Here is a 20177-nt window from a genome sequence, read left to right as displayed (position 1 = left end):
TTGCTGCACTTTTTGCTTTCGTTGTGCCGAGAGGGGTTATGCGCCAGTTCGAACGTCGACAACAGCTATTACAGCGAATCCATTCTATGGGGCGCCAATCGGTAGACAGCCTGGCAACTGATTTTGGGGTGTCGGTGCAGACCCTGCGTGGGGATATTCGCTACCTAGCCGATAAAGGGCTGGTGCTGCGCCGTCAAGGCGAGGTGCTGCCATTTCCCGAGCAGGAGAATATCGGCTACGACCAGCGTCAGATCGTCAACGTGGCGGGTAAACGGCAGATTGCGGCGCGGGCAGCGAGTTTGGTACAGGATCATCAAGCGCTATTTCTGGGCACGGGCACCACGGTTGAGCAGTTGGCCGATGCGCTAAGCGAGAAGCAGGGTTTGCATATCATGACCAATAATCTGCATGCACTGATTAAGCTGTGCCAGCTGAAATGTGAGTTAGTGGTGGCGGGCGGGCGCGTACGTCGGCGTGACCAGGATGTGATTGGCGGCGATGCCTGGCGTTTTTTCCAACGCTACCGTGCCGATGTGGGAATCGTGTCGGTGGGGGGAATGGATAGCCATGGCCAGCTTTATGACTACAACGACGACGAAGTGATGGCCCGTGAGGCGCTGTTGGCCCATGCTGGTTATCGCGTGTTAGTGCTGGATAAAACCAAGTTCGACCTGCCACTGCGCTGCGCTGCAGGCCAACTAGGGGATTATGATGCCGTGGTGACCGATGTGCCGTTGCCAGACAGACTACGCAGCCCGCTGGCTGCCCAAGGCGTTCGGTTTTTGGGATAAAGGTTCGCTTGACTGGTTGCTGCTATGCTTAGAGATTATTACTGGTGTAGCGAGGGAAACAACCATGGCAGGCGGATGGGCAAAAGATGGCGCCGAACAAGAGCAGATGGAGAGCACGCTGGAGGATGCGGTGCAGCGTGCGCGTAGCCAACTGCCCCGTGGTGAGAGCCTTTATGTTTGCGAAGAGTGTGGTGACCCCATTCCCGAAGCGCGCCGTAAGGCCATTCCGGGGGTACGGCTCTGTGTGGCCTGTCAAAGTGAACGGGACAAGCAGCAGTCGGCCTTTAGTGGCTACAACCGCCGCGGTAGCAAAGACAGCCAACTGCGTTAAACGCTGCTTTCTAAGCATCCTGGTCGGTGTCCGGCAACTGCTTAAAATAGACATAGCGGTGAAGGCGAATCGCCGGGCGAATTAATAGCTGTAAGCTACCAACCACAAATAACCACACGCCAACGGTTTGTACGGCACCTTGGAAAAAAAAGCAGACACTGCCGATCGTAAACCAGATGCCCAGCATAAAATCGTTGATCATGCTAAGCACCTCATAGCGTTGGTGCACAACGAGTTCGCGATGGCCAATGGTAAACGTCCAGTCGCTCGTCATCGGATCCTGTTGGCGCTGCATCATTAGTCTCCTTGTTGAATAGTCGTTTAATAAAAACGGATAAGTTTTCGTTTAAAATTTTCAGCAAGATTCACTTTAACTAAATGCTATTGTGGCACACTAACCGGGTACTTAAAGGTAATGGTTGGCTTCTGGTGTTTAGTAATGATGCATGAAAGCCGTAGATCATCGGGTGGGGTATTGAGGGCGAGTAATGATCAATGACGCGCTGCTGACAGCGGTGGAAGGTGAGTTGCGCAGGGGGCTTTGGCGATTACGCTTTGCTGACGAAGTGGAAGCGCGCTTTGAAGCGGATACCCGGCGCCGACGTGGTTTTAGCATGGCCGTGGCCGGGGTGATAGCGGCGCTTATTTACTGCCTGTTTTTGATTAATGACTATAGCTTTCGCTCTGATACTTTCAGTATTGCGGTAATTTTGCGGGTTGGGGTGATGCTGCCTTACGGCTTACCTATCCTTTGGCTGGTCTATCGTGGTGTCTCCCCTGCGTTACGGGAGACTTTGATGGCGAGTACGGTTATCGTTGCGACGGTAATCTCTTGTATGATTTTTGCGAGTTCCACCGCTCCTTACTCTTATCTGGATGTATTCTCCTTTGGGCTTATTTTGTTGGTGGGGAACATTGTTTATTCACTGCGCTTTAGCTACGCCGTATGTTCATCCGCAATAAGTGTTTTAATAATTCTGACATTTGTCTTGCCATATGAGCCAATGCCAGCAGAAGCAAAACGACTGGCTATATTCACACTTATGGCTGTGGCAGTATTTAGTCTTGCCGCGAACTACCGATTCGAGCGTAGCGAGCGAACCGCCTACCTGCATGTGCTGAAAGAGAAGATCCGTTCAGGCTATTACTTAAAAGATAATCAGGAGCTGTCGCGGATGTCGGTCACCGACCCGCTAACGAATCTTGCCAATCGTCGCCAGTTCGATACGGTTCTCCTTATGCGCTGGCAAGAGGCCACCGATAAAGGCCTCAGCTTGGGGCTGATGGTGATCGATATTGATCATTTCAAAGCTTACAACGACTATTATGGTCATCCCCAGGGGGACGAGTGCTTGCGTCAAGTAGCCAAGACGATGCAGGCCAATAGTCGTGATGCCGATTTAGTGGTGCGCTTTGGCGGCGAAGAGTTTGTCGTGCTAATGGCCAATGCATCGCTTGAGGCGGCAAAGCCAGCAGCAGAACGAATCCGACGCAGTGTGGAAGCGTTGGCGATTCCTAATCATGGTGTCTCGGCACAGAGCGTTGTGACCGTCAGCATTGGTGTTGCGGTGTTGACGCCTACCGATGGGGCCTCGCCAGCCGATCTTTTGGCCCAGGCAGATGTAGCACTTTATGAAGCCAAACGGCAGGGCCGCAGTCGTGTTCGGGTGGCTAACTCGGTGGGTGTACCAGCCACCGATGCCACTATTGGCGACTGAGGTATATCGGTCTAAGAGTGGTGATCGTCGGGCCAGCTCTACCCTAAATTATTTTGTGAGGAGTGACCTTTGGAGATCGACCAAGATTACCGCGCGCTCACCGTCGACACTCTTTCCCAGCGGCTTGGGAGTGTTGAGGCGGTGGCTAGTCGAGTGGGCGGTGAGCCTGCCAGTTGGGAAATTCGCGAGGTGGGAGACGGTAACCTCAACCTGGTGTTTATTGTCTCCGGCAGCCACGGCAGCGTAGTGGTAAAACAGGCGCTTCCCTACGTGAGAATGGTGGGAGAGAGTTGGCCGCTGCCGATCTATCGCGCCCATTTTGAGTGCTACGCCTTGGTTCGCCAGGCCAAGCGGGCGCCAGGCATTGCCCCCGAGGTCTACTACTTCGATAAGCCCCAAGCGCTTATCGTCATGGAGTATCTGCACCCACACACTATCTTGCGCCGCAAGTTAATCAACGGTGAGCGGGTCGTTCGGCTGGGTGAGATCATCGGCCAATTTTGTGCGCGCACCGCGTTCCGTGGCTCAGAGCTTTCACTAAGCAGCCCAGAGAAAAAGGCGGATGTAGGACTGTTTTCTGGAAATGTAGCCATTCCCGCAATCACCGAATCGCTGGTGTTTACCGACCCTTATTACGGCGCGGAAATGAACCACCACACCCCGGAGCTTTCGCCGGTGGTGGATGAGTTGCGCCGCAATGCGCGGTTAAAAGCCAAAGTGCAGCGGCTGTTGATGAAGTTTACCGCTAACACCGAAACCATGCTGCACGGTGACTTGCACTCCGGTTCTATTATGGCCACTGATACTGACGTCCGGGTGATCGACCCTGAGTTCTCTCAGTACGGCCCTATGGCGTTTGACCTGGGTATGGCAGTGGCCAACTTCCTGATGGCCTACTTCAGCCAGCCTGCGCACCGCCAGGAAGGTGAGCTTGAGGCGTATCAAACCTGGATCCTTGAAGTGATTGAAGCGTGCTTTAGCAGCTTTGATGCTGAGTTCCGCCACCTATGGCAAACCGAGCGGACGGGTATTCTGTTCCCGAAAGCCTTGTTTGAAGAACAGGGCAATAGCGCCGATGACGCTTGTGATGCACTGCTTGACGAGATTCGCCTGGATGCCCTGGCCTACTGCGGAATCGAGATGCACCGACGGGTTTTATCGCTGGCCCATAACGCTGACTTCGAAGAGATCGAAGACACCGCACTGCGCGCCAAGCTTGAAGCGCGCAATGTGCTGATGGGCCAAGCGCTGATTATGGAGCCGGAAGCTTATAGTGACCTTACCGCGCTGGCGGATTTAGCTAGGGCATATAACCAGCAGGAGGTTTTATAACCGCTAAGCCCCGTAGCGCGGTGTAACGAATCTCGCGCGGGACGAGCGTATGAGGCACCCGCGACGGCGGCGCCAGCCGCCTGGATGATGCCACAGTGACTCATCAAGCCTCGGTGCCGCCTTCGGCACCGCTACCGCGCTGCTTCACGGGTGCGCTGACGCTTACGCCGCGCTACAACTACCTCCAACGATTCACCACTTACGATTTACTCCTCACACCTCACCGCTTACAGCTGCTCCAAACGGTCAAACTTCCCGGCGATATCGCTCTCTGTCCAGTGGGGCACCCAGCCTTCCACGTTGTCAAAGAAGCGGAGCGCGGTGAATTCCGGCGCGGGGCCCATATCGAACCAGTGAGGTGTGTTGGCGGGTACGCTGATCAGATCATTGCGGGTACACAGTACCTGATACACCTTGTCATCGATGTGCAGGCAGAACAGCCCTTGTCCTTTGACGAAGAAACGCACCTCATCTTCGTGATGACGGTGTTCGTTTAAGAACTTCTGTCGCATGGCGTCTTTTTCTGGGTGCGTCGGCACCATATGTAGTACATCCACGGTTTGGTAGCCGCCCTTGGCTTTTACCCGGTCAATATCTTGCTGGTAAAGCGCTAGGATGTCTTCCTGAGTGGCGTCGGCAGAGATCTCGCCCGGCGTGGCCCAGCGCTCAAACAGTACGCCGACCTTGTTTAGCTCAGTCATAATTCGCTCACCGTCAGTGGTGTCGATCAGCGCCTCATTGGGGTTTTGGTCAGCGAATACTTTCAATTGCGACATCGTAAATTCTCCTTAAAGGTGACGGGCCATCAACGTTACACAGCGATTTCATCGAAGCGAGTGACGCAAGCGTGAGTAGTGCCCGCTTGAGTGCCTTCGCGCACCAACTGTAGCGTTTGCATACCCGCCTGCTTGGCGGCGTCCAGTTCTTCCACCACGTCAGACAAGAACAGCACTGCATCCGCTGGTAGGTCAAGCTCAGTGACAATACGCTGGTAGGAAGCGGCCTCGCGCTTATGGCCAATATGGGTATCGAAGTAGCCGCTAAACAGCGGGGTCAGGTCGCCCGCATCGCTATAGCCAAACAGCAGCTTCTGCGCCTGCACTGAACCAGAAGAATAGACGTACAGCGCCTTGCCCGAGTCCTTCCACTGGCGCAGGGCAGGGGCTACATCGCTATACAGATGGCCTTTAAAGTCGCCGCGCTGGTAGCCATCGGCCCACACCATGCCTTGCAGTGCTTTAAGCGGCGTAACCTTTTGGTCAGTCTCTATCCAGTGCAATAGTTGATTAATGACCGCTTCCAGCGTGGCATCAGGGTCTCCCATCTCACTACGCACGGCATCAATCTGCTCGGCTACTGCCGAGGTTGCTGCGTTAGCGCTTAGAAAGTCAGGCAGCTTGGCGTGGGCGTATGGAAAAAGCACCTTATGGACGAAGTTAATGTCCGTGGTGGTGCCTTCAATATCGGTGACAATGGCGCGAACAGTTGGTTTGCTCATTTAAGACTACTCATTTTTAAGACCATCGACTCTCTTCAAGAACACAGGCGAGTAAAAACTCGATGGCTTCCAGGTGGCGGCGGCAGTTGGCAATGCTATCGCCCACGGCATATATGCCATGCCCCGCGACCAAAAAGCCCCAGGGCATTGGCCAGCCGCTGCGTACGTGCTCGGCCAGCTCTTCCATATCCTGGGCGTTGGGCACCACCGGTAACCGGATGGTAGCCTCGTGGGTCACGTTGCCCGCTAAGGCTTTTTGCATTTCAAAGCCGCTTAGCTCAATACCCTCTGGGAAGCGACGCGAGAGCACCGTGCTGGCTATCGTGTGGGTGTGCAACACGCAGTTAATGGTGCTGCCCAAACGATAGAGGGCGGCATGCAGATCGCTTTCCGCGCTAGGCTTGCCGTTCCCTTCAAGCACTTTGCCATCCAGGTCACACAGCAGCAGGTCATCGGCCTGAATGCGGGTTTTATCCCGGCCAGAAGCGGTGACAAGATAGCCCGCCTCGGTACGGGCGGAAAAGTTACCGCCGGTGGCTGGCGTCCAGCCTTGCTGCGCCGCCCATGAAATGGCGGCCAGCAGTTCAGTTTGTAGCGTCATCATAGGATCTGCGTCGCCTCTTCTAGTGGCAGCCATTCTATATGATAAGCTTCTCGCCTGATAAGCCGCGCTGTTGTTCAGTTAGGCAAGTTCAAGTGCTCAAGGAGTCTATCAATGCCCCACTTACAGTCACGCAGTTTACGGGTCTATGCCGACCACCTTGAGTATTTGGATCAAACCCAACTGCCCCAGGCGGAGCAGTGGGTGCGCTGTGATTCGCCAGAAGAGTGGCAGGTAGCGGTGAAAAGCTTAGCGATTCGCGGTGCGCCGCTGATTGGTTTGAGCGCCGCCTTTGTGCTTGCCCAATACGCCGCTCTCCATCCACAAAGTGATTGGCAGTTGGTAAGCGATCGCTTACGCGCCACACGCCCCACCGCAGTTAACTTAATGTACTGCCTGGATGCCATGGAAGCCTGCTTTGAGCAAGGCGCAAGCGCCCTGGCCGAACGTGCTGCTGAACTGTTTGCAGAAGACCGTGCGCTGTGCCAACGCATGGCTGAGCGGGGCGCTGACTTGCTGAAAACTAGTGACCGTGTGCTGACCCACTGCAACACTGGCGCCCTGGCCACCGCCGGGGTGGGTACGGCCATTGGTGCGCTGGCAGTGGCCAAGCAGCGCGGTGTAGAGCTGCATGTGTTTGTGGATGAAACCCGTCCGCTGCTCCAAGGTGGCCGCTTAACCGCCTGGGAAATGGCCGATCTGGGCATTCCCTACCAGCTAATTACCGACAGCATGGCCGCCAGCCTGATGGCGGCGGGCAAAGTGGATAAAGTAATGGTGGGCGCCGACCGTATCTGCGCCAACGGCGACTTTGCCAATAAAGTGGGTACTTACATGCTGGCGGTGATCGCTCACTACCACCAGGTGCCGTTCTATGTGGTGGCTCCCTACACTACGGTTGATCCCGCTTGTGCTACTGGTGCGGACATTCCTATTGAACAGCGCGACCCCGCTGAGATCCGCGGCGTCGCTGGCGCCTTTGGTGAGGTTACCTGGGCACCCGATAATGCACCGGTATGGAATCCGGCCTTTGACGTCACTCCCGCCAAGCTCGTGACGGCTTGGGTGTTGGATACCGGCGTATTTGATGCCGCCGCCATTGAGCGAGGCGAGCATTTTCTGGGGCGAAGTTAACCCTTTGCGGCCATGGACGCCCGCACACAGTGCAGAATAGGGTAATCAATGCGCCCCTCCAGCGCTTCGAACACCACTTTCAGCCCTTGATCTGGGTATTGCGCAAAGACTGCGCGGATTTGTTCTAAGGTTGGGGGATCCAGGTTGACCACCTCTTCAAGCTCCAGGTCGCCACTTTGAATTACATCGCCCAGATGGCGGTAAACAGTGTTGGCAGCAAGGCCGCGCTGCTGCGCGACTTCCTCTGGCGTTAGTCCCTGGCGCAGCAGTGCTGCGGACTCCATGGCGCTACTGCCCGCGGGTGGGGGGTCGTGATGGGTTTCCTGATGCGCCAGAATAACGTCCAGAAAACCCTCTCCATAATCCGCCAACTTACGTGCACCAATGCCGGAGATCGTGCCCAGTGCCGCGAGGCTCTGGGGTTTCTGTTCGACCAGTTCGGCCAGGGTGGCGTCGTGGAAAATCACATAGGCGGGCACGCCCTGGGCTGCGGCCAGCTCGCGACGGTGCTGGCGCAGGGCTTCCCATAGCTCCCCATGGGGCAGCGTGGCCGAGCCCGCTTTGCTGCCCCGACGGGTGGCCTTGGCCTTGCTTGGTTTGCGCAGGGTAAGCGAGTGTTCGCCGCGCAGCACCGGCTTGGCGTTGGCAGTGAGCTTAATGCCGCCGTGCCCCTCCATATCCACGCTTAAAAAGCCGCTGGCAATCAGCTGACGAAACAGCGCTTTCCACTCGTTAGCCGCGAGTTCTTTACCAATGCCAAAGGTGCTTAGGCGGTCATGGCCAAAACGGATGATGCGCTCATTGCTTTTGCCCAGCAGTACATCCACCAAATAGGTCACGCCGAAGCGCTGCTCAGTGCGGTAGACGCACGACAGCGCCTTCTGCGCCGCCACGGTGGCCTCCCAGGTCTCGGGTGGCGTCAGGCAGTTGTCGCAGTTGCCGCAGGGGGCGTCCAGGTGATCGCCAAAATAGTGGAGCAGCGCCTGGCGGCGGCAACTGATGATTTCGCAAAGCCCCAGCATGGCGTCGAGCTTCTGCTGCTCGATACGCTTTTGCTGGTCGGCGGCGCTGGAGTCCTGCTGCATCTGACGCAGGGTGATTACGTCCTGGAGCCCATAGGCCATCCAGGCATCGGCGGGTAGACCGTCGCGCCCGGCGCGGCCGGTCTCTTGGTAGTAGGCTTCGATGCTCTTGGGCAGATTGAGGTGGGCGACAAAGCGCACGTCCGGCTTGTCGATGCCCATGCCGAAAGCGATGGTGGCGACGATCACCACGCCATCTTCACGCAGAAAGCGAGTCTGGTGCTGCTGGCGCTGCTCGGGGGCAAGTCCCGCGTGGTAGGGCAGTGCGGTCAGTCCCTGACGCTCCAGCCAGGTGGCGGTCTCCTCCACCTTACGCCGGGAAAGGCAGTAGACGATACCCGCCTCGCCGTCGTGGTGCTCGCGGATAAACTGCAGCAACTGCTCCTTGGCCTTGCCCTGATTTTCGGCGATATGGTAGCGGATATTGGGCCGGTCAAAGCCGCTGTTGTAGAGCGCTGCCTCTTGGAGCTGCAGATGCTCCATGATATCGCCCCGGGTGGGCACATCGGCGGTGGCGGTGAGGGCGATGCGCGGTACCTGGGGGAAACGCTGATGCAGGTGGGAAAGCTGGCGATACTCCGGGCGAAAGTCGTGGCCCCACTGGGAGACGCAGTGGGCTTCATCAATGGCGAACAGCGCAATCCGGGTCTGTTCCAGCAGCATCTGCATACGGGGCGTGGCCAGCCGTTCCGGAGCGACATACAAAAGATCCAACTCGCCCGCCCGCAGGCGGTTTTCCACATCGGCCGCCTCGTGATAATCGAGGCTGGAGTTCAGGTAGGCCGCCTTGACTCCGTTCTGCTGAAGTGCCGCTACCTGATCCTGCATCAGCGCGATCAGCGGTGAGATCACAATCGCGGTGCCTTCGCGCAGTAGTGCCGGAATCTGATAGCACAGCGACTTGCCCCCGCCAGTGGGCATCAGCACCAGCGCATCGCCCCCGGCCATCACATGCTCAATGATCGCCTGCTGCGAGCCGCGAAAGCTGTCGTAGCCAAATACCTCCTGCAGCACTTTCAGGGCTGTTGAGTGGGTGTCGCCGTGCATTAATGCTCTCCCGTGTCGCGTGCTTAAGAAAGAATTGTGCACGAAAAACGGGGAGGGCGTCAGCCTAGCGAATCCCGGCCCTTAAAAACGACTGCACGAATTGGCGCTGGAAAAGCAAAAAGGCGATTAGCAGTGGAGCGATACTTAGCAGCGTTGCGGCGCTAACGGTGGCCCAGTTGACGCCGGTTTCGGGCGCGGAGAAAACGCCTAAGCCCACCGTGAGCGGGCGGCTCTCTACCGAGTTGGTGACCACTAGCGGCCAGATAAAGTTATTCCAGTGGTGGCTGATCGAGACCAGCCCGTAAGCAAGGTAGGTAGGCTTGGCGAGCGGTACGTAAACCTTCCATAAAATTTCCAGCCAGTTACAGCCTTCGATGCGGGCGGCGTCTTCCAGCTCACGGGGAATGGTTTTGAACGTTTGGCGGAGCAGAAAAATACCCAGGGCACTGGCGACATAAGGCAGGCCAATCCCGGTGATGGTGTTGATCAACCCCAGCTCGCTTGCAATGCGGTAGTTCTCGACAATCAGCACTTCGGGGAACACAAAGAGCTGAATCAGCACTAGCATAAATAAAACGTTCTTACCGGGAATTGGAAAGCGCGCAAAGGCAAACGCCGCCAGGGTACAAACGATAAACTGACCGATCACCACCCCTGTCACAAGCGCAAAGGTGTTCAGGTAGTAGCGGCCAAAGGGTGCTTGAGACCAGGCGTTAGTGAAGTTTTCCAGCGTCAGCGGGGCGAATAGAGAAAAATTCACCATAAACTCGCTAGGGTGGAAAGCCGCCCAAAAGGCATACAGCAGCGGGAATATCCAAATGATCGCCAGCAGCCACGCGGCCACCGTTTCAAGCGATAGAGTGGAGGTGTAACGAGATCGGAGCGCAGTGATTGTATTCATTGGTAGTGCGTCCTGCGGTCTAAAATCGTGAACTTCAGCGTGGCCACCACCGCCAGTACCACCAGAATGACCACCGTAATGGTGGCTGCCGTGGTGCGGTCAAAGAACGAGAAGGCGTTCTCGTAGACGTAATAGAGCAGCAGGTTGGTGGCGTTGTTGGGCCCACCCTTGGTCAAAATAAACAGGTGATCGACGACCCGCACCGAATTAATCAGCGCATTGATCAACACAAATAACGTGGTGGGCATCAGCAGCGGAAAGGTGACCCGCCAGAAGAAGCTCCAGCGGCTAGTGCCTTCTAAGTCTGCTGCCTCTTTTAATTCGGGTGGCATACTTTGCAGCGCCGCCAGGTAGAAGATCATAAAAAAGCCGGCTTCTTTCCATACCGACATCACAATTACCGAGCTTAACGCAACGCTGGGATCGCCCAGCCAGTTCACCCCGGAAAAGCCCAGCATGCCGAGCAGTTTATTGAATAGGCCAATCTGCGGCGCATAGAAAAACATCCATATATTGGCCGCGGCGATCATGGGTAGAATCGTCGGCGTAAAGTAAGCCATGCGCACAAAGCCCCGCCCGCGAAGCTTGCCATTGACGAACAGCGCCATACCCAAGGCCAGCGCGATGGACGTAGGAATCGTACCGACGGCGTAGATTAAGTTGTTACGGGATACTTTCCAAAACGTCGGGTCATCGAACAACACCTGATAATTTTCAAGGCCTACGAATTCAGTGGGAGCACCGCGAAAGCCGGGTAAAAACAGGCTGTTAATGACCGTAGTAACGGTCGGTAAATAAGCAAACGTCGTCAGCAGTAGCGCAGCGGGCAGCAGCAGAAGCGCGCCATAGAGCTGCATTTTGCGGTGGTTGGTGAATGACATAGAGACGTACCGCAAGTTGGAAAAGCCGGGGCATGCCCCGGCGAACAGTCAAATATCTAACGATTAGCGTGCGTAGCGACGCAGCACGCTGTCGGCTTCTTGCTGTGCCTGGCTAAGCGCTTCCTGCGGTGTCATTTGCCCGGTGAGTGCCGCCTGCACGGCATTATCCAAGGCGCGGCGAATGCGCCCCCCCTGATAGGTGGAAAGCTCCGCCGTGCCGTGTTCAAGCTGGTCGCGGGCAACCGCAGCGGGCGGGAACTCTTCCACATAGCGTTGCAGCGCATCGGTTTCGTAAGCGGCGGGGCTGACGCCCATATAGCCAGTCTCAATCGACCAGGCAGCGGCGCGCTCGGGAGCGGTCATCCAGCGAATGAAGGTCATCGCCGCGCGCTGTTCTTCTTCAGTGGCGTCTTCAAAAATGTAGAAATTGCCGCCGCCGGTGGGGCTGCCGCGCTGGGTTTTCATCGGCAGCATGGCGACGCCAAAATCAAAATTGGCTTCGCTGCGTACGGCGGTCAGGTTGCCGGTGGTGTGCCACATCATTGCCGTAGACGCTTCAAGGAAGTTCTGACGCAGGGTGCCCCACTCAATGGTGCCGTCGGGCATCGCGTCGTGCTCAGTGGCCAGCGATACCCAGTATTCAAGGGCCTTGACCGCAGCGGGGTCATCAAAATAGACCTCGGTGCCATCTTCGCTCATTAGGCGATGGCCGTTCTGAAAGGCAAACGCTTGGAACATCCAGTAAGGGTAGCCGGTAGAGGGCACCATCACTCCCCACTGTTCGCCACCGGAGGCTTCACGCACGGTAGCGGCCATCTCGGCCATCTCTTCCCAGTTCTCGGGGGGCGTTTCGGGGTCTAGGCCAGCGGCTTCAAAGGCGTCCTTGTTCCAAAACAGTACGATGGTGGAGCGCTGGAAGGGGATACCGTAGGTTTTACCATCCAACTGACCGTTTTCCATCAGACCTGGATAGAAGCCATCGAGCCATTCGCGCTCTTCATCGGTTTCGACCAGATCATCAAAGGCGACAATGGCGTTCTGCTCAATCAGCTCGTACAGATCAATGGAGAACATGACCGACAATTGCGGCGTTTCACCCGCTTCCATCGCCGACATGGCGCGCACGCGGGTGTCGTCGTAGTTGCCGGCGTAGATCGCTTCCACATTGATATCGGGGTATTCGCTTTCAAACTCTTCCACCAGATTATCAACCACGTCGGTGAGTGCACCGCCCACCGCGACCGGGTAGTACATGGTCAGATCGACGCTATCCGCGTTTACCTGGGCGGCGCTTAACAAGCCCGCTGTCAGGGCGGTCATTGCAAAAGGGGGACGCAAACGCATAAGAGACTCCACAAGTGTCAATACTGCTGTCAGTGTTGGAAAGAGCCCACCGCCGGTGGGCGAGGAATGCTTCGAGATGAGCTGGGTAATGGGGTCGGTGTCAGGTCATCCCGCCGCAGGCCGTCGGCATCGAAAAGGTGTGTGTTCTCTGACGTCCAATAGAGGCTACATGGCTGGCCTGTCAGTGCCTGCTTGCCGCTAAGCCGCACGCGTAGGGTGTGCGATCCCACCGCGACATAAGCAATGGTGTCCGCTCCCAGGTACTCTTCACTTAATACGTTAGCGGGCACGCCGGAACCGGGTGCGATTCGCAGTTCGATATCTTCCGGGCGGATACCCAAGTGGCCGCCGACGGCCTCCAAGGGGGCTACGGGGGTACTTGGTTCGCCTTCGATAACGGCGCCATTCTCACCGGCCACTAGGGGCAGCAGGTTCATGGCGGGGCTGCCAATAAAGCTAGCGGCAAAAGCGCTAGCGGGGCGGTTATAGAGCTCGTCTGGGGTGCCGTCCTGCACAATTTTGCCGTGCTGCATCAGAATCACACGATCACCCATACTCATGGCTTCCACCTGGTCGTGGGTGACGTAAATCACCGTCATATTCAGGCGGCTTTGTAGTGCTTTGATTTCCCGGCGCATATCGCTGCGCAGCCGGGCGTCCAGGTTGGATAGCGGTTCATCCATTAGGCAGATCGGGTGTTCGGAGATCACCGAGCGCGCCAAAGCAACCCGCTGGCGTTGGCCGCCGGAAAGCTGGGCAGGTTTGCGGTTCAGATAATCGGTTAAATCAACTAGCTCGGCCACTTTGGCTAGCCGCTCGCGCTGCTCGGCTTTGGGTACCTTGCGGCTGCGCAGGCCAAACACGATATTGTCGGCAACGCTTAAATGCGGGAATAGCGCATAGGACTGAAACACCATGCTCAGCCCTCGATCTCCAGGCGGTAGGCGCGTAACGTCTCGATCGCCAATGTGAATACGCCCGTCGCTGGCCTCTTCAAGACCTGCGATCATGCGCAGGGTGGTCGATTTACCGCAGCCGGAAGGGCCCAGAAGAATGACAAACTGCCCAGGCGTGACATCGAAGGAGATTTCATCGACGGCAGTGGCCGCGCCCCAACGTTTAGTGACGCGTTCCAGGCGAATACGCGATTGGTTTGACATAGCACACACATCACCGGCTGTTGGTTGTTATTGGTTCAGCTTGTGTTGAAGGTGTTGCCGTTTCATGACACTTACATGGATGGTTGATGACAGCAGTTGTGTCAAGCAGAAAATCACTTGGTGCTTAACTGCAGTAATCGTCATGCTGATCCTCGATTAAACGAAGCGCTGCCTGCCATGCCAAATGAGTGATCTCTTTCTCATCTTCCGAATCGAACTGGGCTGCAGTGTGTCGCTTAACCTCTTCGCTAGGTATATGAAGAGCTCGTCCACCGGATAAGGCCTGAACCTGGGCCTGACAGGCGCGCTCCAAAAAATATATTTCCATAAAGGCCTCTGCAACACTCTCGCCGGCTGCCAGTAGACCATGATTGCGTAGAATCATTGCCTTATGTGGCCCCAGATCTACCACGAGGCGCTGCCGTTCAGAAGTATCCAGAGCAACGCCCTCATACTCATGGTAGGCCAGCTTACCGTGGAATTTCATCGCATGTTGTGTGAGTGGTAGTAATCCCTCTTGCAGGGCCGACACGGCCATTCCTGCTGCTGTGTGCGTGTGGATTACGCAATCTAATTCGGGGCGGGCAGCATGGATGGCAGAGTGGATAACGAATCCCGCCACATTGACTCGTCCTTGTGGGTTGAGGGTGTCCACTACCTTGCCGTCATGGTCGATGCGTACGAGATCGGATGCACGCATTAGATCGAAGGGGATGCCATAGTGGTTGATCAGGAAATGCTCGGGGGTATCAGGATGGCGTAATGTCAGGTGCGTATCGATCAGGTCGGTCATGCGGTAATAGGCAAGCAGCCGATAAAGTGCCGCCAGTTCACAGCGTGCTTGCCACTCATTGTTACTAATGTGCTGTCGAACGTTTAGCGGTATGTTATTCATGAAAATCCCTTTCGAGTCATTAATGCCGCTGTGCGGCGCGCCAGCCTTGTATGGCCATACGCAGAAACAGCAGCGTCAAGGTCAAGATAATTAGCAGCGTAGAAATGGCCGCTACTACTGGGTCGACATTGTCCCGTAACCCGCCCCATATTTGACGAGGCAGGGTAATAACCTCCCAACTGGTGATGAACAGCGTTACGGCAATCTCTTCCCAGGAGAGAATGAAACAGAGCAGAAAAGTCGTCAGCATGGAGAGGCGCAGGTTAGGGAGCAACACCATCCAGGTGGTTTGCCACAGGCCAGCCCCCAAGTTGCGCGCCGCGAGTTCAATCCGTCGATCAACCCGACTGATGGCGACCAACATGTTAATGACGCCGAAAGGAACGACCAGCAGCGTATGGGCGAGAATCACTCCGGGCAGAGAATCATACCCAAGGCCGGGGGCGATGCGCGAAACATTGGTAGTCATAAAGTAGAGCACCATAGCCGATACGACTGGGGGGACGATCAGCGGCAACATGCAGAGTCCGATCAGCCAGCGTGTCCACTTGTTATTGCGGTACCAAACAGCGATGACAAAAGCGGTAGATAGCAGGGTGGCCAGCAAAGCAGCTGAGATAGCAACGATAGCGCTATTCATGATGCTGCCAATCCACTCCGATGAGTTGAACAGTGTAATGTAATGGCGTAGTGACCAGTCGCCCTCGGGCATCGACAGATAGCGCTTGCCGGTGAATGACACGGGTATCACTGCCGCAAGGGGGAGCATTAAAAACCCCATAGTGATAAGCGCTAGGAGCTTGGCGAGCCAGCCGACCCGATAGATATTCATAATGTTCTCCTCAACCGACTAGTCGCTCGACCCGCGAAAACCGCATAAGTAGCCACACCAATCCAGATACCAGTACCAGCATCAGTACGCACAAGGCGGCTCCAATTCCCCAGTTGTAGGTCTGAAACATCTGCAAGAAAACGTATTCCGCCGCCATCAATGTGCTACCACCACCAAGAATGGCGGGAATAATGAAAAAGCCCAGGCAGAATACAAAGACCATAATGAAAGCACCTAGCAGTCCGGGCAGGGTTTGAGGCAGGAACACCGAAATGAATACCCGCAAACGTGAGGCGCCTAGACCGCGGGCGGCCAATAGCACTCGGTCATCAATCTGGCGCATCGAAGAGAGGAGTGGAAAGAAGGCAAAAGGCACCATGAAATGAACCATGGCAATGATTACTCCAAGAGTATTGCGGGTGAGCGCTAGTGGAGAGTCAATTAGCCCCAGATCCTGCAACCAACTATTTACTAATCCATTATTTCGCAGTGCTACGAGCCAGCCGAAAGTACGTACTAGTACCGATATAAAAAAAGGCAGGAAAATGCACAGCTCTACCCAGCGTTGCCATCGGGATGAGCTGTAAAGCCAGCAGTAGGCCATCAAAAAGGCCAGCAGTAGTGCACAGACCCCTACAATGGCGCACAGATGGAGAGTGCGCCATAGCACGGCGTGTATTGAAGGGTCGTTCGCCAGGCGTGCATAGTTATCTACTCCTAGCTCCGGCAGCGTCACGCTCCAGGTGACGATGCCGGCAAAGGGGATCACATAGCAAAGCAGCAGTAGAATCGGCAGTGGCCACAACAACAGACGGTACTGCCAACGTTCGGGAAGGCGGTTAATCATATTTGCATGCCCTCACATAAAGTCAGGCACCAGTGCGTGACAGAAACTGGTCTAGTACGCTGCCGTAGTGATCGGCGTACCATTCAATGTCGAGCTTGAATTGGCGAGCAAGATTATCGACTGAACCACAGTTCAGTTCGATGAGTTCCTCGGGAATCAATGCCTCAGCAGCTGGGTTTGATGGGCCGTTACCTAGCAACTTGAGTAGCTCAATCTGACCTTCCGGTTCCAGTGCATGATTGATAAAGCGCATGGCGGGTTCTGAACCTGCTGGATTGTCGCCAAGGACTGCCCAACTGCTGGGAGTGACACAGGCATTATCATAGTGCCAGCCCACCCTGCCCTCTGTATCGCGTTCAAGCACAATGGCACGAGTATTCCATATCTGTCCGATGCTGACTTCTCCATCGAGGAACAACTGCTGGCTTTCCGCGCCGGAGCCCCAATAAGCTAGAATGTGAGGGCGCAGCTCATCAATCTTGTCGAGTGCTCTTGCTACGTCGAGAGGGTAGAGATCCTCGACAGCGACACCATCGGCCAGCAGGGCTGCTTCGAGAACGCCATTCATCCATTTGTACATGGTGCGCTTACCGGGGAAACGCTCAACATCCCAAAAGTCTGCCCAGGTTTGTGGGGCTGAATCGAAGCGCTCCTTGTCCCAGGCGATAACATAGCTATACAGGTAGCCCGCCACACCGAACTCTGTGGCAAACTCTTCATTCACTTTGCTTCGTTCAATGGTATTGAAGTCTAGTGGCCGCATCAGTCCTTCACGGCCCAGGGTCAAGGAAGTAAACGGCTCGGCATCTACCACGTCCCAACTGGGGCGGCCTGAGGCTAGCTGGGCACGGATCGCCCCTTCTGTAGGGCCGCTGCCATCAATGCGCACCGGAATGCCGGTTTCGCGGGTAAAACTATCGGTCCAGGCTTGCCGATATGCATCGATAGCATCGCCGCCCCAGTTGACGATAATAACTGGGCGATCCTGTGCCCAGCCAATACCACTGCGCATAGCAAGCGGTAATGCCGCTAGCATACCCGCCGCCTTAAGAAAGCTACGGCGGTCGATTTGACCACGACGCGCCTTTTCGACAAGAAGCTCAATACAGTCCTGTTGATGTGTCTGATGCATGATGATTACTCCAGTGGGGCGATGCGCAAGTCACGCTGTAAGTCTGTGGGTAAAATATTCAAGCCTCGATCACGATGCCGGCATCAACTGGCCAGTAAAGCCATAATGGGGTGCCTGGTGTGGCTCGAGCGGCCGGATGTGAGTTGGTAACGCTGGTGGTCAATACATGGCCCTGGGTGGTGCTAAGTGTCAGGTCGAAACTGTGGCCTTGGTAAGTGCGCTCCTGAAGCGTGGCCATCAGGCAGTTGACGCCATTACTCGCGGCTTCGTTATAGCTAAGGGCAATACTCAGTTGTTCGGGACGGATGCCTAGCATCAGGTTGTTGTGAGGAATATGGCGTAGGTTGTTCGCTGTCAATAGGGTACCTTCGAACTGGCTGCTGACACGCTGCCCGGAGCGTTTGGGATGGCTTAGCGGCAATAAGTTCATACGGCCTAGAAACTCTGCAACAAAGCGGTCATGAGGCCGGTTGTAAAGGCGTTCTGGCGTATCAAGTTGAGCCAAGCGACCTTTCTTGAAGATGGCTATACGCGATGAAAGGGCAAGTGCCTCACTCTGGTCATGGGTTACGAAGACAAAGGTGGTACCCATTCCCTGGTGTATACGTTTCATTTCCTCTTGCAGCTGACCGCGCAGGTTTTTATCTAGCGCCGAAAATGGCTCGTCAAGCAGCAACATCTCTGGCTCAAAGACCAGTGCCCTAGCCAACGCTACCCTTTGCTGCTGACCACCGGAGAGAGTGTGTGGCTTCTTGTGAGCATGCTCGCTCAGACCCACGGTCTCCAGCATGTGCTTCACGCGCTGGCGTCGGTTGGCGGCAGCTACGCCACGAATACGTAACGGAAAGGCGACATTGTCCGCAACGCTCATATGCGGAAACAGTGCATAGCCTTGAAATACCATGCCAAAGTTACGCTTTTCGGCTGGCCGCTGAGTGAGGTCTTGTCCCGCTCTGGTCAGACGTCCGGCAGAGGGAGTGCTGAAGCCTGCCAGAATCATCAGTAGGGTAGTTTTACCAGAGCCAGAGGGGCCGAGTAAGGTTAGAAATTCGCCCCGTTGGACATCAATGAAAATATCGTCGAGAGCCAGAAAACTTCCAAAACGCTTCTGAATGCCCTGTATGTTAATTTGTACGTCACCATTCTGAGCCGTGTCGCTAATTAGCTCGTGAGTGGGTGACTGGGAAAGGCTATTCATGACGGCTCCTGAGCGGTTCAAGGGAATAACGTTGATGTATTAGCCTGCAAAGCCCGTACCAGGATTGGGCGGTAGCGCCAAGGAAGAAGCAGAAGTACCAGAGAGATGTCTGGAAATGCCAGAATAGTGTTCTTCCAGTCGCCATCCAGAGGGGAGTATTTCCCCCTGCTGATTGCACAGGCTAAGGGACTGTCCTTCACGCCAGGGCAGAGTCGAGTGACGAATCAGGAAGTTGCTGTTAGCGCCATACTCGGCATAGGAAATCTCGCAGTTGAGCAGGGCCAGGGCGTCTTGTGATGATTCACGTAGCAGGTTGGCAAGGGGGAGAGGTGGCAGGACAAGCGAACGGCGTTCAATCAGCATGGCAAAGGCATCTATGACCAGCAGACGTGCATGCCCATCTTCACGAAGCCAAACATGTATATCTGGATCTTTAGGCGTTAAGCGGTGCCACTCTTCTTCGTAAGCACCGGATGGAGCGCGTTCGATTATGCAGCTATCGCGCAACTCGATGTCGCCAGGTTCCGGGAAGTCGACTACTGGTTGATAGCCCCATTCGCGCTGCCAAACTGCTTGCCCATCAAGGTAATGACAGTGCCCAGTAGCACCCTGCTGGTGCGCCAGAGCGAGATCATCATCGCGGGACGCACCAAGGCGCTTCACTATAGGCCGAGTTGTCGCGATACGTAGATCTCCATAGCAGCTTAGCCCTTGTAGCCAGAACACTCTGCTTGAGGTATCACTACTACCGTCGCTATAGTCGATACGTGTTCGTTGCCAAACGCCTCTTAGCCAGTCGGGTACCGTTGCTTTCATACTCCTGCACCGCTGGTGTTCTGACGATGGGCATTGGTAGCATCCAGGCGCCCAACTAAGTGTTCACCGGCAAAAGTATCGGGATAATGGGGGGGATTATCGGAACTTGAGCAGTGAGGTAAACAACTGACCAATGTGTGGTAATTGCAGCCACAGAAAAAGGGCATTGAGTAGCGCTCGTTGCTGGAGCGGTTATAAACACGATGAATGGTGGATGCAAAGCGGTCATTGGTCCAGCGCGCCATCATGTCACCGATATTGACGACAAAAGTACCCTCAATGGGGGGCACTGCGATCCAGTCCCCAGCAGCATTGCGGGCTTCTAAACCTCCGTTGTTATCCTGAGCGAGCAGTGTTAGGCATTCGTAATCGCTGTGCGCGCCGATACCTACTCGGGGCTCACCTTCGTGTGCGGGATAACGAATCAGGTTAAGTTGCGCCATAGGCTTGTCGATTTTGTCATCGAAAAAGTGTTCGTCGATGCCAATAGCCAGGGCGAACAGTCGGAATAGCTCCTTCGATAGCGCCGACATTTCCTGATAATAACTGTAAATAGTTTCGCGAAATCCAGGCAAATCCCGGGGCCAAGTGTTCGGGCCGTACATGATGATGCCGTTAATAAAATCCGGATCATCAG

21 protein-coding genes are annotated in these 20177 nt (G+C 55.6%); 5 read left to right on the top strand and 16 right to left on the bottom strand.

The window, feature by feature from the left end; all coding sequences use genetic code 11:
* Positions 1-38: 38 nt before the first annotated feature.
* Entirely contained in the window at positions 39-791 is a 753-nt protein-coding gene (locus OM794_RS18735; protein ID WP_226246930.1) for a DeoR/GlpR family DNA-binding transcription regulator, read from the top strand.
* 64 nt (positions 792-855) lie between these two features.
* Complete coding sequence (locus OM794_RS18730; RefSeq protein ID WP_226246931.1) at positions 856-1122, top strand: DksA/TraR family C4-type zinc finger protein; 267 nt, start codon at positions 856-858, stop codon at positions 1120-1122.
* A 10-nt stretch (positions 1123-1132) separates the two neighbouring features.
* Here OM794_RS18730 and OM794_RS18725 read toward each other — a convergent pair whose 3' ends face one another.
* Positions 1133-1420 (bottom strand): YrhK family protein, encoded by a 288-nt coding sequence (locus OM794_RS18725; RefSeq protein ID WP_226246932.1) that lies wholly within the window; start codon positions 1418-1420, stop codon positions 1133-1135.
* Positions 1421-1610: 190 nt separating this feature from the next.
* Here OM794_RS18725 and OM794_RS18720 point away from each other — a divergent pair, with 190 nt between their 5' ends.
* The gene (locus tag OM794_RS18720) at positions 1611-2840 is read left to right on the top strand and encodes a diguanylate cyclase (protein ID WP_226246933.1); all 1230 of its coding nucleotides are present in this window, start codon (positions 1611-1613) and stop codon (positions 2838-2840) included.
* Between the two features lie 69 nt (positions 2841-2909).
* A complete protein-coding gene (mtnK, locus tag OM794_RS18715) occupies positions 2910-4172 on the top strand; it encodes an S-methyl-5-thioribose kinase (RefSeq protein WP_226246934.1) in 1263 nt (420 codons plus the stop codon).
* A 227-nt stretch (positions 4173-4399) separates the two neighbouring features.
* On the opposite strand, the gene OM794_RS18710 is transcribed toward mtnK, so the two are convergent.
* From OM794_RS18710 to mtnB, 3 genes are read right to left on the bottom strand one after another with little or no spacing between them, the layout of a single operon-like run.
* Positions 4400-4948: a 1,2-dihydroxy-3-keto-5-methylthiopentene dioxygenase gene (locus OM794_RS18710; RefSeq protein WP_226246935.1), complete on the bottom strand. Its 549-nt coding sequence runs from the start codon at positions 4946-4948 to the stop codon at positions 4400-4402.
* Between the two features lie 35 nt (positions 4949-4983).
* Entirely contained in the window at positions 4984-5670 is a 687-nt protein-coding gene (mtnC, locus tag OM794_RS18705) for an acireductone synthase (protein WP_226246936.1), read from the bottom strand.
* 16 nt (positions 5671-5686) lie between these two features.
* The gene (gene mtnB, locus OM794_RS18700) at positions 5687-6274 is read right to left on the bottom strand and encodes a methylthioribulose 1-phosphate dehydratase (protein WP_226246937.1); all 588 of its coding nucleotides are present in this window, start codon (positions 6272-6274) and stop codon (positions 5687-5689) included.
* Positions 6275-6385: 111 nt separating this feature from the next.
* On the opposite strand from mtnB, the gene mtnA reads away from it, so the two are divergent.
* Entirely contained in the window at positions 6386-7405 is a 1020-nt protein-coding gene (mtnA, locus tag OM794_RS18695) for an S-methyl-5-thioribose-1-phosphate isomerase (RefSeq protein ID WP_226246938.1), read from the top strand.
* Here mtnA and recQ read toward each other — a convergent pair.
* The 12 genes from recQ to OM794_RS23425 all read right to left on the bottom strand — a co-directional run bounded on the left by recQ (position 7402) and on the right by OM794_RS23425 (position 19983).
* Complete coding sequence (gene recQ, locus OM794_RS18690; protein WP_226246939.1) at positions 7402-9534, bottom strand: DNA helicase RecQ; 2133 nt, start codon at positions 9532-9534, stop codon at positions 7402-7404. The two genes, mtnA and recQ, sit on opposite strands and share 4 nt — an antisense overlap.
* A 64-nt stretch (positions 9535-9598) precedes the next feature.
* A complete protein-coding gene (locus OM794_RS18685; RefSeq protein ID WP_226246940.1) occupies positions 9599-10435 on the bottom strand; it encodes a carbohydrate ABC transporter permease in 837 nt (278 codons plus the stop codon).
* Positions 10432-11316 carry a carbohydrate ABC transporter permease gene (locus OM794_RS18680; RefSeq protein ID WP_226246941.1) on the bottom strand — a complete coding sequence of 295 codons (885 nt, stop codon included), beginning with the start codon at positions 11314-11316 and terminating at the stop codon, positions 10432-10434. The genes OM794_RS18685 and OM794_RS18680 overlap by 4 nt, the downstream gene beginning before the upstream one ends.
* Before the next feature lie 63 nt (positions 11317-11379).
* Positions 11380-12660 (bottom strand): ABC transporter substrate-binding protein, encoded by a 1281-nt coding sequence (locus tag OM794_RS18675; RefSeq protein ID WP_226246942.1) that lies wholly within the window; start codon positions 12658-12660, stop codon positions 11380-11382.
* A gap of 29 nt (positions 12661-12689) precedes the next feature.
* A complete protein-coding gene (locus OM794_RS18670) occupies positions 12690-13820 on the bottom strand; it encodes an ABC transporter ATP-binding protein (protein WP_226246943.1) in 1131 nt (376 codons plus the stop codon).
* 124 nt (positions 13821-13944) lie between these two features.
* Positions 13945-14715, bottom strand: coding sequence for a class II aldolase/adducin family protein (locus OM794_RS18665; RefSeq protein WP_226246944.1), 771 nt, complete (start codon positions 14713-14715; stop codon positions 13945-13947).
* Between the two features lie 19 nt (positions 14716-14734).
* Entirely contained in the window at positions 14735-15547 is an 813-nt protein-coding gene (locus tag OM794_RS18660) for an ABC transporter permease (RefSeq protein ID WP_226246945.1), read from the bottom strand.
* 10 nt (positions 15548-15557) lie between these two features.
* Complete coding sequence (locus OM794_RS18655) at positions 15558-16394, bottom strand: ABC transporter permease (protein ID WP_226246946.1); 837 nt, start codon at positions 16392-16394, stop codon at positions 15558-15560.
* Positions 16395-16416: 22 nt separating this feature from the next.
* Positions 16417-17526, bottom strand: coding sequence for an ABC transporter substrate-binding protein (locus OM794_RS18650; RefSeq protein ID WP_226246947.1), 1110 nt, complete (start codon positions 17524-17526; stop codon positions 16417-16419).
* 58 nt (positions 17527-17584) lie between these two features.
* Positions 17585-18724 carry an ABC transporter ATP-binding protein gene (locus OM794_RS18645; RefSeq protein WP_226246948.1) on the bottom strand — a complete coding sequence of 380 codons (1140 nt, stop codon included), beginning with the start codon at positions 18722-18724 and terminating at the stop codon, positions 17585-17587.
* A 39-nt stretch (positions 18725-18763) separates the two neighbouring features.
* On the bottom strand, positions 18764-19540 hold the full coding sequence (locus OM794_RS18640; protein WP_226246949.1) for a hypothetical protein: 777 nt from the start codon (positions 19538-19540) through the stop codon (positions 18764-18766).
* Positions 19537-19983, bottom strand: coding sequence for an isopenicillin N synthase family dioxygenase (locus OM794_RS23425; protein WP_413927732.1), 447 nt, complete (start codon positions 19981-19983; stop codon positions 19537-19539). Before OM794_RS23425 ends, OM794_RS18640 begins: the two co-directional genes overlap by 4 nt.
* Positions 19984-20177: the final 194 nt, after the last annotated feature.

It is taken from the genome of Halomonas sp. BDJS001 (assembly GCF_026104355.1).
Taxonomy (GTDB): Bacteria; Pseudomonadota; Gammaproteobacteria; order Pseudomonadales; family Halomonadaceae; genus Vreelandella.
The sequence above is the reverse complement of the archived record's forward strand: the minus strand, read 5'-3'. Positions and strand labels throughout refer to the sequence as shown.